Below are 14363 nucleotides of genomic sequence, written 5' to 3' on the forward strand. Positions count from 1 at the left end.
TACATTCCAGTCAGCGTTCCTCGGCCAGTCCGAGGTACAGGATGGTGGGGTCGGAGGGGTTGAAGGCGAGGGACGGGATGCCGTCGTTGTGGTTGTGGTTCTTGGTGAGATCGCCGGTCGAGGGGCGGAGGCGGTAGAGGTCGGCGCCGAAGTTCGCGAAGGAGGTGCCGAAGCTGAAGTACAGCAGGTCCGGATCGGCGGGACTGGCCCACATCCTGTTGCCGTTGATCAAGTCGGCGCGGCTCTGGTCGAGCACCTCGCGGAACTTCAGCCCGCCGTCGGCCGACTCCCAGATGAACCGGGCCGACCGGTCCCGGTCGTACCCCTCCATCCAGACCTTCGACGGGTCGGCCGGTGAGATCGCCAGGCTGAACGCGTTCACCCGTTCGACCGGCCGGGACCGGGTCCACGTGCGGCCGCCGTCGTACGTCACGTAGACGCCGTCCGACATCACGCCGATGACGATGTGGTCCGGGTTCCGTGGGTCCACGACAGCGTCGTACACGAAGAGATCCCGAGCCGCCGGTACGCCGTTGCGCTGCCAGCTCACGCCGTCGTCGGTCGAGTCGTACACCTGGCTGTCGCCCGCGACGACCCGCAGCCGGCCGGGCCGGGCGGCGAGCGCGGCGAGCCCGTTGCCGTCGACCGGTCCCTGGACGGTGGTGACGCGGGAGCCCTTGACCCGGTGGATCGGCTGGTCGTTCACGCTGTAGATGTACGCCGTGTCGCCCGGGCCCGGCTCCACGTCGTACGTACTCAGGTCATCGGGTGCCTTGTCGAGCAGTTGCCAGCTGCACCCCGCGTCACTGGATCGCTGGATCGACTGCCGGCCGATCGTGATCAGGGTGTTCGGCTCTTCCAGCGCGGCGACCTTCGCGTACGTGACCGGCCGCAGCGTGCCGGTCGTCGGTACGAGCGTCGCGCCGTCGGTCGTGGTGATCGTCACCGACCCGTCGCCGTACACGGTGTCGCAGTGGGGCTGGTTCCAGAACCAGCCAGGGCCCGACGCGCGGGCGGGTGCGGGGACGAGTGCGATCAGGACGGTGGCGGTGGCGCCGAGGGCGGCGAGGCGGCGTGAGGTCATGCCCCAAGATCTACGGGCCGATCGTGCACGTCTGCCAGCACTTGCGCTGGCAGACAACCGCCATGACGTACTGTGGCCAACCCGGAGGGGTCAGCCGGCCGCGGTGTCGATGTGCCGCGCCAGCACGAGGTCGTCCTCGGTGACGCCGCCGGCCTCGTGGCTGCTGACGCGGAACGTGATCGTCGTGTAGCGGATGTCGATGTCCGGGTGGTGGTTCATCGACTCGGCCAGCTGGGCGACCGTGGCGACCAGGCGGATGCCGTCCAGGAACGTGGCTGCGGTGACACTGCGGACCAGTTCCTTCTCCACGACCTTCCACTCCGGCAGGTGGTCACGGATCGCAAGATCGATCTGGTCGTCGGTCAGCAGCTCAGCCATGGGGTCACTCTAGACCCCGGCCTGATCCGGGTGCCGCCGCACTCGGCCGGCGGTCAGCAGACCCAGCAGGGCCAGGCCCGCGCCGGTGGTGATGATCGATCCGAAGACCCACGGCCGTGGGTCGTCGGCGTTGAGAGCGAGGAGCGTTCCGCTCACCGCCAGGGCGGTCGCGATGCTCATGGTGGCGGCCATCTGACCGGCGCTGCTGTTGCGGCCGGAGTTGCTGTGATCGGACAGGTCCAGTGTCAGCACCGACAGACTCGAAGAGCTCAGTCCCATCCCGATGCCCGCGAACGCCCACCCGATCAACCCGAACCACGTCGTGGTGTCCGTCCACGCGAGCAACGACGTGACCAGCAGACCACCCGTCATGAACGCGAGCCCGGCGCGCAACACGGTGACGCGCTCGATCCCGTGATCCCGGCCCTGCAGCCACGACCCGAACGCCCAACTCACGCCGGTGATCGACAGCGTCACCCCGGCCCGCGACGCGCTGAAGTCGTGCTGCAACGTGAGCAACAGCGGCAGGTACGCGCCGACTCCGGCGAACGCCGCCCCGCCGAGCCCGCGCACGGCGACCACCGCCGGGAAGCCGCGACGCGCGACGAACGTCCCCTTCGGCATCACGCGTACGGCGGCCAGCCCGAGGATCACCAGCGCCACCGGAATCGCCGTACCGCCGATCACCGGATGCGCCGCGAGGTGGTCACCGGCCAATGTCATCGAGAACAGCGCGACCGATGCGGCGAAGGCCCAGGGCAGTGCGGCCCGCCAGGCCTCCAGTTCGGCCGCGTCCTCGGCGCTGCGCTCGGGCGCCGGGGTGGTCAGCGACTGACGCATCGCCGGACCGAGCAACATCCAGCTCGGCACCAGCAGGACGACCGCGCCGAGGAACACCCAACGCCAGCCGAACTGCTCCGTCACCAGACCGGTCAGCACCGGGCCGAGCACCGACGGCAGGATCCACATCGCGGCGAACAACGAGAACATCCGCGGCCGCAGTACGGCGGGCAGCGCACGGGCGACCAGCACCATCAGCGAGACGTCGAGCAAGCCCTCCGCGAACCCGCTGAGCAACCGGCCGGCGACGACCATCGGCATCGCCGTCGCGGTCCCCACCAGCAGTTGCGCGAGGGCGAACGCGACCGCACCCACGCGCAACGTCGGGATCGGACCGCGCCGGTCGGACCACAGGCCGGCGATCGCGAGCGAGATGAGGTAGCTCGCGTTCGGGGCCGCGTTCGCCAGCCCGAAGCTGCCCAGCGCGTCGAACTCGCGCACCATCGTCGGCAACGCCGTACCGACGGCCCGGTTCTCGAACGCGCCGAGGGTGACGAGGCCGATCACCCCGAGCACGAGCGGCAGGTGCGGGCCGGTGAACAGCCGGAGGCGAGGGGCGTCGACGGGCGTGGTGGAAGTCATGCCCGCCATGGTCGAAGTTCAAGTGAGGTTGAAGTCAAGACGATCGGTGGCCGGGCAGCCGGAAGACCAGGACCAGGACGCGCAGGACGAGGACCGCGCAGATCACCAGCAGGTTGTAGCCGAACAGCTGGAACAGGCTCATCGAGTCGGTCACCGCCGGGCCGCCCGGCGTCCCGAGGAGGAGCACAGCCATGATGCCCGCGGTCGCGCCGAGGACCGCCAGCAAAACCTGGTGCAGCAGGCTGGTGAAGTGCCGGCGATCGCGTTCGTCCGCGAACAGCCGCACGTTCAGGCCGAGCCGCCCGCTCTCCGCCGCGGCCGCGATCCGGTCGATCCGCCGCGGCAGCCGGCGCAGCATCGGCAACAACGTCGCCAGTTCCTCGGTCGCCGTACGGCGTAACGCGCCGGGCGCCAGGCGGTCGGTGACATGGGCCGCGGCGAACTGACGTGACGCGGCCACCAGATCGAAACCGGGGGAGATCCGCGAGATCGTGCCCTCGATCGTCGCCAGCGCCCGGAACACCGCCGCCACCTCCGGCGGTACGCCGAGATCGTGCGAGGTGATGATCCTGAACAGGTCGTTGAACATCGCCGGCCCGAGCGTCACGCCCGCGGCGAGGTGCCGGGTCATGAACTGGCCGACGGCCCGCTCGAGAGCACGCTCGTCGATGACGTCGGGACGGTAGACGATCTCCAGCAGGGCGTCGGTCGCGGCCACCGGATCGCCGTGGTCGATCGCGAGCAGGAAGCGCTGCAGCGCGTCGCGGGTGGCCGGGTCGAGCCGGCCGACCGACCCGAGGTCGAGCATGCCGATCCGGCCGTCGGCGAGCAGCAGGAAGTTGCCGGGGTGCGGGTCGGCGTGGAAGACGCCGTCGATCGCGACCTGGCCGAGCAGGCAGTCGAACAGCGCGCGGCCGAGGCGGGCGGCGTCCAGGCCGCGTTCGGTGATCGCCTGGGCGGCGCTGCCCAGGCCGATGCCGTCCAGTCGTTGCATGGTCAGCACCCGGCGCGTGGACTGCTCCGGGTAGAGCTCGGGCACGACGAGGTCGTTGCTGGTGGCAACGGATCGGCCGGCCGCGACCGTGGTCATGTTGCCGGCCTCGACGGTGAAGTCGAGCTCCTCGCGCATCGCGTCGGCGAACCCGGCCGCCAGTGCGCGGACGCCCATCGAGCGGCCCCAGTCGGTGTTCCGTTCGAGCAGGCGGGCGAGCCGGGAGACGATGTCGAGGTCCCGCTCGATGACGCTCGCGATGCCGGGGCGCTGGACCTTGACCACGACGCGCGGACCGTCGGGCAGGCGGGCCGCGTAGACCTGCGCGACACTCGCGGACGCGAGCGGCTTGGTGTCGAAGTCGGCGTACAGGTGGTGTGGGGAGGTGCCGAGCTCGTCGGTGAGGACCTGCTCGATGTCCCGCCAGGGGGCGGGGGAGACCTGGTCCTGCAGGCGGCTGAGCTCGATGGCGACCGAGGCGGGGATGACGTCGCTGCGGGTGGACAGGACCTGGCCGAGCTTGACGAACGTGACGCCGGCCTCGTCGAGGGCGAGGCGGAGCGAGCGGGCCAGCTCCGCCTGGCCGGCGGCGTTCTCCCGGCCGGGGCGACGGCGGCCGCGCAGGTACGGGCCGAGGCCGTGGCGGATCGCGATCCGGAGGATCTCCAGGTAGCGCCGGGTGCGTGCGATCCGGCCGCTCAGGTCCCGCCGGAGATCACGGGCCCTGGGCAACGATCCGGTCGGCACGAGGGCCTCTGACAGCACCAGGAAGACGAGTCCGGCGAGCATCGAGCAGACCGCGGTCAGCGCGAGGAACGCGACCGCGGCGGCGTTGGAGCCCTCGAAGGGCAGTCGCCCGACCAGTGCGTTCGCGATCGGACTGAACACCGTCAGCGTCAGCGCGGCCCCCAGCGCCAGCCGCACCAGCCCGAACCGCACCCCCAGCAACCGCTGCGAGAACGGCACGAAGATCACCATGAAGACCGCAATGCTGAACAACCCCGCCACAACGATGTCCATGCCGGGAACCCTAGGTGCAGGACCAGCCCAACCACCTCACCTACGCGAGTGAAGGGGCCCCGACCTCACCCCGGAAACGCCGCCCCGCCGCCCTCCGGGCGGCGGGGCGGCGGAAGAAAGGCGAGGAGCCGGCCGGCCCCTTGGCTGGGGCCAGTTGCGCGCCGGCAGCCGGCTGCCGGCCACGGGCAGCGGAAAGCCCCTGACCGAGCAGTCAGGGGCTTCCCACCGGATGCATCAGGCCGGGCGGCGGCGGATCTTGTTGCCCAGCCAGACGATCGGGTCGTACTTGCGGTCGACGACGCGTTCCTTCATCGGGATGAGGGCGTTGTCGGTGATCTTGATGTGCTCGGGGCACACCTCCGTGCAGCACTTGGTGATGTTGCAGAAGCCCAGGCCGTGCTGCTCCTGGGCCGCGTGCTGCCGGTCGGCGTCGTCGAGCGGGTGCATGTCCAGCTCGGCGATCCGCATCAGGAACCGCGGACCGGAGAAGTTCTCCTTGTTCTCCTCGTGGTCCCGGATCACGTGACAGGTGTCCTGGCACAGGAAGCACTCGATGCACTTGCGGAACTCCTGCGAGCGTTCCACGTCGACCTGCTGCATCCGGTACTCGCCCGGCTTGACGTCCGCCGGCGGCTTGAAGGCCGGGATCTCCCGCGCCTTCTGGTAGTTGAACGACACGTCCGTGACGAGGTCGCGGATCACCGGGAAGGTGCGCATCGGCGTCACCGTGACGACCTCGTCCTCGCCGAACGTGTTCATCCGGCACATGCACATCAGCTTCGGCATGCCGTTGATCTCGGCGCTGCAGGACCCGCACTTGCCGGCCTTGCAGTTCCACCGGACCGCCATGTCCGGCGCCTGGGTCGCCTGCAGCCGGTGGATGACGTCGAGGACGACCTCGCCCTCGTTCACCTCGACCTCGTAGTCCTTGAGGTCACCGCCCTCGGAGTCGCCCCGCCAGACGCGGAACTTGCCTTGATAACTCATTTGGCGGGCAGCTCCTCTTCGGTCAGGTACTTCTTCAGCTCGTCGAGTTCGAACAGTTCCAGCAGGTCCTCGCGCATCGGGATCTGGTCCTTGCGGACCACGTTCACCGAGTCGTCGGCGTCGAGTGAGCAGACCAGCAGGATCTTGCGCCAGTCGGCGTTCATGCCCGGGTAGTCGTCGCGGGTGTGACCGCCGCGGGACTCCTGCCGCTGCAGGGCCGCCTTCGCCACGCACTCGGACACGGTCAGCATGTTGCGCAGGTCGAGGGCCAGGTGCCAGCCGGGGTTGAACTGCCGGTGACCCTCCACCGTCATCTTCGCGATCCGGCCGCGGAACTCGGCCAGCCGGCCGAGCGCCTGCTCCATCTCCTCTTCCTTGCGGATGATGCCGACCAGGTCGTTCATCGACTGCTGCAGTTCCTGGTGGATCGAGTACGGGTTCTCGCCGCCCTCGAGCTCGAACGGTGCCAGTGCCTCGGCGGCCGCCGCGTCGATGTCGGCCTCGTCGATCTTCGGCCGCTCCTGCAGCGAGTCGACGTACACCGCCGCGCCCATGCCGGCCCGGCGCCCGAAGACGAGCAGGTCGGACAGTGAGTTGCCGCCCAGCCGGTTCGACCCGTGCATGCCGCCGGCCACCTCACCGGCCGCGAACAGGCCCGGTACGACGGACTGCGCGGTGTCCGGGTCGACCTCGACCCCGCCCATCACGTAGTGACAGGTCGGACCGACCTCCATCGGCTCGGCGGTGATGTCGACGTCGGCCAGCTCCTTGAACTGGTGGTGCATCGACGGCAGGCGCCGGGTGATCTCCTCGGCCGGGAGCCGCGTCGACACGTCCAGGAACACCCCGCCGTGCGGCGTACCCCGGCCGGCTTTCACCTCGGAGTTGATCGCCCGGGCGACCTCGTCCCGCGGCAGCAGTTCGGGTGGGCGCCGGTTGGTGTCCGGGTCCTTGTACCAGCCGTCCGCCTCCTCCTCGGTCTCGGCGTACTGCGCCCGGAAGACGTCGGGGACGTACTCGAACATGAACCGCTTGCCTTCGGAGTTCTTCAGTACGCCGCCGTCGCCGCGGACCGACTCCGTGACCAGGATCCCCTTCACCGACGGCGGCCAGACCATGCCGGTCGGGTGGAACTGGATGAACTCCATGTTGATCAGCGTGGCGCCGGCCCGCATCGCCAGCGCGTGCCCGTCACCGGTGTACTCCCAGGAGTTCGAGGTGACCTTGAAGGACTTGCCGACGCCGCCGGTGGCCAGGATGACCGCGGGGGCGTCGAACAGGATGAAGCGGCCGGACTCGCGCCAGTACCCGAAGGCGCCGGAGATCGCGTCGCCGTCCTTGAGCAGCTCGGTGACGGTGCACTCGGCGTACACCTTGAGGTTGGCCTCGTAGTCGCCGGTCTTCTCGAAGTCCTCCTGCTGCAGCGAGACGATCTTCTGCTGCAGGGTGCGGATCAGCTCCAGGCCGGTGCGGTCGCCGACGTGCGCGAGCCGCGGGTAGGTGTGGCCGCCGAAGTTGCGCTGGCTGATCCGGCCGTCGGGCGTGCGGTCGAACAGCGCGCCGTACGTCTCCAGTTCCCAGACCCGGTCGGGGGCTTCCTGCGCGTGCAGCTCGGCCATCCGCCAGTTGTTCAGGAACTTCCCGCCGCGCATGGTGTCGCGGTAGTGGACCTGCCAGTTGTCGTTGGAGTTCGCGTTGCCCATCGCGGCCGCGCAACCACCCTCGGCCATCACGGTGTGCGCCTTGCCGAACAGGGACTTGCAGACGATCGCGGTCCGCTTGCCCTGCTCACGGGCCTCGATCGCCGCGCGCAGGCCGGCGCCGCCGGCCCCGATCACGACGACGTCGTATGAGTGTCGTTCCAGCTCAGTCATGTCTGCAGAGATCCGTATCAGTTGAGAATGCGCAGGTCGGAGAACCACTCGGCCGAGAGCGCCATGATGTAAGCATCGGTGAGGATCACGGTGAACAGCGACGCCATCGCGAACGTGCCGTGCTTCGGGTTCAGCTTGGACACGAAGGTCCAGTACCGGTAGCGCATCGGGTGCTTGGAGAAGTTCTTCAGCCGGCCGCCGACGATGTGCCGGCAGGCGTGGCAGGACAGCGTGTACAGCCACAGCATCACCAGGTTGACCCAGATGATCACCGTGCCGAGGCCGATGCCGAAGCCACCGTCCTTGCCGTGGAAGGCCTGGATGCCGTCGTACACGTTGAGCAGGCCGAAGACCAGCGCACCGTAGAAGAAGTAGCGGTGCAGGTTCAGCGCGACCAGCGGGAACTTCCGCTCACCGGTGTACTTCTTGTGCGGCTCCGGGACCGCGCACGCGGCCGGCGCGAAGAACAGCGACCGGTAGCCCGCCTTGCGGTAGTAGTAGCAAGTGCCGCGGAAGCCGGCCAGCACGACGAACGTGATGATGCTGAACGGGATGATCCGGGGGAAGGCCCCGAACCAGGTGCCCAGGTGACTCGAGCCCTCGACACAGGACGAGGTCAGGCACGGTGAGTACAGCGGGGTGAGGTAGTGGTACGCGTCGACCCAGTACCACTTGTTCATGAAGATCCGGACCGTCGCATAGACGATGAAGAAGATCAGGATCACGCCGATCCGCAGCGGCGCCAGCCACCAGCGGTCGGTTCGTAGGGTTTTCTGCCCGATCTGCGCGCGACCGGGTGCGCTTACGCCCGTCGCCATCAGGGAGCGTGCCTGTCCGGCGCGCCGAAGCCTTCATGCTCCGCGTCTGTCCACATGGACGCGTCATACTCCACGTCGGGAATCTCCTCGAGTTCCTCCGGAACAGGTCCGGGTCTGTGCTTGGGGTCGGGTGGGCCGAGCTCTGCGAGATCGTCGTTCAGCCGGGCCACGTCGGACACCAGGCGGCGGATGCCGAGGGTGTCACCGTACTCCTGGCTGAGTTTGCCGACGGCCGCATGCAGTCCTTCGAGCGCGCGGACGACCGCGGCGACGCCGCTGTTGCCCCCACTGTTGACCTCAGCACCCATGCCGACTCCAGTGATGATGATGTTGCTGTCAGTATGGGCACACTTTGCCCCCGCCAGGCGCCCATTGGAAGACCCCTCGGTACGGCGTGTTTCCAGTTAGGGTCACCTCAGTTGCGACGTGCCGACGGGTGGAGTAATGGAGCGAATCCGGCCTGCAGCACAACGAGATTCGCCGGTGGGGTGAGGACCGCGACGTCGCGCAGTCCCGGTGGTTGCCGGGGTTCGCCGTACCCCTGCCAGGACCAGGGCAGGACCTGGTGGCCGAGGACGAGGGCAGGGCGTCCGTCGTACCGGATCATCGCTCCGTCGGGGAGGGTGGCGAGGTCCTGGACGGTCGTGCGTTGTTGCCTGGTGCGTGGATCGACGCGTTCGCTGTGGAGTTGCGCGTCCATCGCGGCGGCGCGCGGCCGCTCGTCGAGGTCGCGGCCGCGCGCCCAGGCGCCGGCGTAGAGGAGGAAATCCCTGCGACGGCAGTAATGACAGGGGCGATGGCCGGCCGCGAGGGCGACGGCTTCGTCGAAGAAGAACAGTGCCGTCCAGCGGCCGGGTGGCATCGGATCGCGCTGAACGCCCTTCCAGTCAAGGACGCAGCAGATCCACGCCTTCGAGCGCCAGCGGGTGGTGCCGAGGCGGCGATCCGGGCTGTGCAGGGTGCCGCGGTTGCCCATCAGCAGGCCGCGGCCGTCGTCGGCCACGATCTCCTGGGTGGGGAGAACCCTGTTCTGCAACGGCATGTGGCCCATCCTGCCGAAGTTGACCGACAGTTTCTGGCAGAGTCACGACGTGCAGATTGTCGTGGGAGTAGCCGTAGTACGGGATGGCTTGGTGCTGGCGGCGTACCGGCCGGGGCCTGAAGGCGGCTGGGAGTTTCCCGGTGGGAAGGTCGAGCCGGGGGAGACCGAGGAGCAGGCGGCGGTGCGGGAGATCCGCGAGGAGCTCGACCTGGAGATCAAGGTCGGGGAGTCGCTCGGGCCGGCCGTCGACATCTCCGAGCGCTACCGGCTGCACGTCTACCTGGCGTCGATCGTCGACGGCGAACCGGTACGCCGGGAGCACGACGAGCTCCGGTGGTTCGGCGTCGCCGAACTGGACGAAGCGGAGTGGCTGGTCCCGGATCGGCCGTTCGTCCGGGAGCTCCGGACCCGGCTCTGAGTGGCGGAAGTCACACCAGTTCGGAGCGTGCGGAAAGCCATCACGGCCTCACGCAGAGGAACTTGTATGGGTCAGTTGTATGGGTTGTACCTGGTGAGTGGATCAGACCACCGAGACAATCCTGCCCTGGGACTTCTTGGGGAGGAGTGAGGTATGTCGGTGTATCCGGCCGTTACTGCGGTGCGGGACTTCGCGCCGGAGATCGTCTGTGAGGTGTACGAGCTGGGGTCGCGACGGCAGACTCCGGTCGCGGTCAAGGAGCTGACCAGCCGTCAGGTGGCGATCGGCCGGATGATGTCCACCGGCGCCAAGGACGCCGCGATCGCGCGTGAGCTGGGGCTGTCGCTGCGCACCGTGCGGGCCGAGATCAGCGCCCTGATCCTCGGGCTCGGCGCCAAGTCCCGCTTCCAGGCCGGCTGCCTGCTCGTCCGCCGCTTCGGCTGAGCGGACGTCCGTTTCTGTCCGGGGGTCGACGTAGGCTTTCGGCATGGTTGAGCTTCCGGATCGCCGGCTGATGCTGGTGCACGCCCACCCCGACGACGAGACGATCAACAACGGCGTGACGATGGCGCGCTATGTGGCCGAAGGCGCCCATGTCACGTTGATCACCTGCACCCTCGGTGAGGAGGGGGAGGTGCTCGTCCCGGACCTCGTCCACCTGGCCGCCGACCAGACCGACCAGCTCGGTGAGCACCGGATCGGCGAGCTCGCCGCGGCGATGGCGGAGCTGGGGGTCACCGACCACCGCTTCCTCGGGGCCCCGGGCAAGTACCGCGACACCGGGATGATCTACAACGACGAAGGCAACGCGGACGTCCCGCCGGAGACCCGCAAGGACAGTTTCTGGCAGGCCGACCTGCTGACCGCCGCCAACGATCTGGTCCCGGTCATCCGGGAGATCCGGCCCCAGGTGCTGGTGACCTACGACCAGTACGGCAACTACGGCCATCCCGACCACATCAAGGCCCACCGCGTCGCGACGTACGCCGCCGCCCTGGCCGGCGCGCGGTCCTACCGGGAGGACCTCGGTGAGGCGTGGGACATCCCGAAGATCTACTGGACGGCGATGGCGGAGTCGCGGATACGCGCGAGCCTGCGCGAGCTGCGCGACGCCGGTGACACCACGACCTTCGAGGGGCTGGACCCGGACGGTCCGCTCGGCCCGTTCGTCACGCCGGACCGGCTGATCGACTGCGTGATCGACGCGGACGCGTACCTGGATCGCAAGATGAACGCGATGAAGGCGCACGCCACCCAGATCACCGTCGACGGACCGTTCTTCGCGCTGTCGAACAACAACGGCAACCAGATCTGGGGCTCGGAGCCGTACCGCCTGGTCAAGGGCACGGCCGCGCCCGGTCCGGACGGTGTCGAGCACGACCTGTTCGCCGGTCTGTAGACCGGAGTGACCGTTCCCACACGCTCGGTTGAGGCATCAACCTTCCAGCGGGCATAACCTGCTGGGGTGTCCGCATCCGAGCCCAGTGGGAGTGTTGCGCCCGCGGAGTTCCGTGCGGCGCTGGGACGGTTCGCGTCCGGGATCACGATCATGAGCACGCTGCAGGACGGCGTGGCCCACGCGATGACGGCGAACGCGTTCACCTCGGTCTCGCTGGATCCGCCGCTGGTGCTGGTCTGCGTCGACAAGGGTGTCCGGATGCACGACGCCGTACTGGACTGTGGTTATTGGGCCGCCTCGGTGCTGGCGGGGGACCAGCAGCCGATCGCGGACCGGTTCGCCCGGTCCGGACGCGACCTGTACAGCCAGTTCGACGGCATCGGTACGACAGCCGGCCCGAAGACCGGCTGCCCGTTGGTCGACGGCGCGCTGTCCTGGATCGAGTGCCGGACCTGGGCGACGTACGACGGCGGCGATCACACGATCGTGGTCGGTGAGGTGCTGAGTCTCGGGCTGGGCGAACCGGCCGATCCGAGCGCCCTGATCTATCATTCGAGTCACTACCGGCAACTGCCCGACGCCTGAGGGTGATCTCGGGGCACCCCGGGGCAGGCCCATCGGTCGGAGGGGCATGCCCCGTCCCGTAGTATGTGCCCTTGTGCCTGCGCTGCGTCCGTGTGGCGCAGCCTGACCATGGCTTCGAGCAGGAGGACACTTTCCGGTGGGGAGAAAGCAGCTCGCGGGGATCATCGCCGCGGCGGGGCTCGGTGTGTTCCTGGTGGGGTACGGGGCGGCCTTCGCCTTCGCCGGCGACAAGATCCCCGGTGACACCACCATCCTCGGCATCCCGGTCGGTGGCCTCTCGAAGCCGGACGCGAAGGCCAAGCTCCAGGCAGGTCTCGAGGACCGCGTGAACCAGCCGATCGCGCTGAAGGCGGGCGAGGCGAAGTTCCAGGTGAACCCGGCCGACGCCGGCCTGTCCGTGGACCTGGACGCCACCGTGTCCGCCGCGGGCGCGGGCCGCAGCCTGGCCCCCGGCCGGATCTGGCACGGCCTGACCGGCGGCGACGCGATCCAGCCGGTGGTCACCAAGGACGACGCGAAGCTGCGGGCCGCGGTCGAGAAGCTCGCCAAGCAGGTGAACCGGCCGGCCACCGAAGGCACCATCACGTTCGACGGCACCAAGCCGGTCACGCAGGCACCGGCCGACGGCCTGCAACTGGACAACGCCAAGGCCGAGGACGCGGTGCTCGCCGCGTATCCGACCGACGGCGACGCGAAGGATCTCCCGGTCGGCGTGACCAAGCCGCAGGCCGGGACCGACGCGCTCGACAACGCCCTGAAGGAGTACGCCGAACCGGCGATGTCCGGCCCGATCCGGCTCACCGTCGGGTCCAAGTCGGTCGAACTGGAGCCGGCCGAGATCGCGCCGGCGCTGGCGGTGACGCTGCCCGGCGGCAAGATCACGCCGACGCTGGACGCGAAGAAGCTGGAGCCGCTGTTCCAGAAGCGGTTCAAGGCCCTGGAGACGTTGCCGAAGGACGCGACCGTCCAGATCGTCGGCAACGCGCCGAAGGTGGTGCCGGCTGTCGACGGCATGGTTGTCGACCGGACCAAGGTGGCGCCGGCGATCCTCGGCATCCTGGCCAAGCCGGCCGGCGAGCGCCGGGCCGCGGTCGGGCTGGCGAACACCCAGGCGGCGGTGACGACCGAGCAGGTGACCGCGCTCGGGATCAAGGAAGTGATGGGGGAGTTCACCACCCGCTTCCCGCACGCGCCCTACCGCAACGTCAACATCGGCACCGCGGCGGCCAAGATCAACGGCACGCTGCTGAAGCCGGGCGAGACGTTCAGCCTGAACAAGATCGTCGGCGAGCGGACCAAGGAGAACGGCTTCACCGAGGGCAACATCATCAGCGGCGGGAAGTTCGTCCTCGATCTCGGCGGCGGCGTGTCGCAATCGGCGACCACCACCTTCAACGCGGCGTTCTTCGCTGGGCTGAAGGACGTCGAGCACAAGGCGCACAGCGTCTACATCAGCCGCTACCCGATCGGCCGGGAGGCAACGGTCGCCTGGCCGGCGGTGGACATGAAGTTCCTGAACGACTCCGGCCACGGGATCCTGGTGCAGACCATCTTCAAGGCGTCCACGCCGGGCAGCCAGGGCAGCATCACGGTGAAGATCTGGGGCACCAAGGTCTGGGACATCACCGCGGGGCAGTCGGGGAAGTCCAACCCGCGCGCACCGAAGGTGGTCTACAGCCAGGCGGGCGACTGCCGGCCGCAGGCGCCGACCGCCGGGTTCGACATCACCGTCTACCGGTACTTCGCGCAGAACGGCGTACGGAAGAAGACCGAGTCGTTCACCACCAAGTACAACGCGGCCGACGACATCCGCTGCGGCCCCAAGCCCGGCACCACGCCGCCGCCGCCCGGCATCAGCACCCCGCCCACCCTCGGCAAACCCACCACGCCCCGCCGCCCCAGCTAGCTGCGGTGGAGGGTGTGGAGTTCGGCGGCGACCTCGTTGAAGAGGTCCTCGCCGATGACGGCACCCTCGCGGCGGACCTGGGACGGGTCGATCCGTAGCACCCGGTCCAGGCGGATCTCGCTGCGGCGGCCCTCCTTGTCCCAGGGGCCGCTGCCGATGTCCATCCAGACCCGCCCCCAGCGCGCCTCGTCGGCGGCGTCGCGGTCGTGGTCCTTGCTGGTCAGGATCAAGGCCAGCAACAGCGGCCCGTCCGACCCGACCACCAGCACCGGCCGGTCCTTCCCGCGGGTGTAGTCCTCCTCGAACGGCACCCAGGTCCACACGATCTCGCCCGGATCCGCCACCCCGTCGTCCGGGTGCGGCGTGTACTCCACGTGCACCGTTCCCTCGAAGTCCCCCGCGTACTCGGGCCGTTCCGCCACGTGATCCGCCATGGCAC

General features: G+C 69.0%; 15 protein-coding genes. 5 read left to right on the top strand and 10 right to left on the bottom strand.

Features of this window, described 5'->3' with window-relative positions:
* Positions 1-10: 10 nt before the first annotated feature.
* The 9 genes from ACZ6O0_RS24155 to ACZ6O0_RS24195 form a co-directional block, all read right to left on the bottom strand.
* Positions 11-1084 carry a WD40/YVTN/BNR-like repeat-containing protein gene (locus tag ACZ6O0_RS24155; protein WP_465767228.1) on the bottom strand — a complete coding sequence of 358 codons (1074 nt, stop codon included), beginning with the start codon at positions 1082-1084 and terminating at the stop codon, positions 11-13.
* 90 nt (positions 1085-1174) lie between these two features.
* Complete coding sequence (locus tag ACZ6O0_RS24160; RefSeq protein WP_465767229.1) at positions 1175-1462, bottom strand: 4a-hydroxytetrahydrobiopterin dehydratase; 288 nt, start codon at positions 1460-1462, stop codon at positions 1175-1177.
* A gap of 9 nt (positions 1463-1471) precedes the next feature.
* The gene (locus tag ACZ6O0_RS24165) at positions 1472-2884 is read right to left on the bottom strand and encodes an MFS transporter (RefSeq protein ID WP_465767230.1); all 1413 of its coding nucleotides are present in this window, start codon (positions 2882-2884) and stop codon (positions 1472-1474) included.
* A gap of 34 nt (positions 2885-2918) precedes the next feature.
* Complete coding sequence (locus ACZ6O0_RS24170) at positions 2919-4895, bottom strand: ABC1 kinase family protein (protein WP_465767231.1); 1977 nt, start codon at positions 4893-4895, stop codon at positions 2919-2921.
* A gap of 234 nt (positions 4896-5129) precedes the next feature.
* Complete coding sequence (locus tag ACZ6O0_RS24175) at positions 5130-5882, bottom strand: succinate dehydrogenase/fumarate reductase iron-sulfur subunit (RefSeq protein WP_465767232.1); 753 nt, start codon at positions 5880-5882, stop codon at positions 5130-5132.
* Positions 5879-7756 carry a fumarate reductase/succinate dehydrogenase flavoprotein subunit gene (locus ACZ6O0_RS24180; RefSeq protein WP_465767233.1) on the bottom strand — a complete coding sequence of 626 codons (1878 nt, stop codon included), beginning with the start codon at positions 7754-7756 and terminating at the stop codon, positions 5879-5881. Before ACZ6O0_RS24180 ends, ACZ6O0_RS24175 begins: the two co-directional genes overlap by 4 nt.
* 17 nt (positions 7757-7773) lie before the next feature.
* Positions 7774-8574, bottom strand: coding sequence for a hypothetical protein (locus ACZ6O0_RS24185; RefSeq protein ID WP_465767234.1), 801 nt, complete (start codon positions 8572-8574; stop codon positions 7774-7776).
* Positions 8574-8882 (bottom strand): hypothetical protein, encoded by a 309-nt coding sequence (locus tag ACZ6O0_RS24190; protein WP_465767235.1) that lies wholly within the window; start codon positions 8880-8882, stop codon positions 8574-8576. The genes ACZ6O0_RS24185 and ACZ6O0_RS24190 overlap by 1 nt, the downstream gene beginning before the upstream one ends.
* Positions 8883-8989: 107 nt before the next feature.
* Positions 8990-9616 (bottom strand): hypothetical protein, encoded by a 627-nt coding sequence (locus ACZ6O0_RS24195; RefSeq protein ID WP_465767236.1) that lies wholly within the window; start codon positions 9614-9616, stop codon positions 8990-8992.
* Between the two features lie 49 nt (positions 9617-9665).
* Here ACZ6O0_RS24195 and ACZ6O0_RS24200 point away from each other — a divergent pair, with 49 nt between their 5' ends.
* The 5 genes from ACZ6O0_RS24200 (at position 9666) to ACZ6O0_RS24220 (ending at position 13924) form a co-directional block, all read left to right on the top strand.
* Positions 9666-10034, top strand: a complete 369-nt coding sequence (locus ACZ6O0_RS24200; protein ID WP_465767237.1) for a (deoxy)nucleoside triphosphate pyrophosphohydrolase — start codon at positions 9666-9668, stop codon at positions 10032-10034.
* Positions 10035-10187: 153 nt separating this feature from the next.
* Entirely contained in the window at positions 10188-10478 is a 291-nt protein-coding gene (locus tag ACZ6O0_RS24205) for a LuxR C-terminal-related transcriptional regulator (RefSeq protein ID WP_465767238.1), read from the top strand.
* Positions 10479-10521: 43 nt separating this feature from the next.
* On the top strand, positions 10522-11433 hold the full coding sequence (gene mshB / locus ACZ6O0_RS24210) for an N-acetyl-1-D-myo-inositol-2-amino-2-deoxy-alpha-D-glucopyranoside deacetylase (protein ID WP_465767239.1): 912 nt from the start codon (positions 10522-10524) through the stop codon (positions 11431-11433).
* Positions 11434-11499: 66 nt separating this feature from the next.
* Positions 11500-12018, top strand: coding sequence for a flavin reductase family protein (locus ACZ6O0_RS24215; protein ID WP_465767240.1), 519 nt, complete (start codon positions 11500-11502; stop codon positions 12016-12018).
* Positions 12019-12154: 136 nt separating this feature from the next.
* Positions 12155-13924 (top strand): VanW family protein, encoded by a 1770-nt coding sequence (locus ACZ6O0_RS24220; RefSeq protein WP_465767241.1) that lies wholly within the window; start codon positions 12155-12157, stop codon positions 13922-13924.
* Here ACZ6O0_RS24220 and ACZ6O0_RS24225 read toward each other — a convergent pair.
* Positions 13921-14358, bottom strand: a complete 438-nt coding sequence (locus ACZ6O0_RS24225; protein WP_465767242.1) for a type II toxin-antitoxin system PemK/MazF family toxin — start codon at positions 14356-14358, stop codon at positions 13921-13923. The two genes, ACZ6O0_RS24220 and ACZ6O0_RS24225, sit on opposite strands and share 4 nt — an antisense overlap.
* Between the last annotated feature and the right edge of the window lie 5 nt (positions 14359-14363).

The sequence above is a fragment of the Kribbella sp. NPDC048837 genome (genome assembly GCF_055586945.1).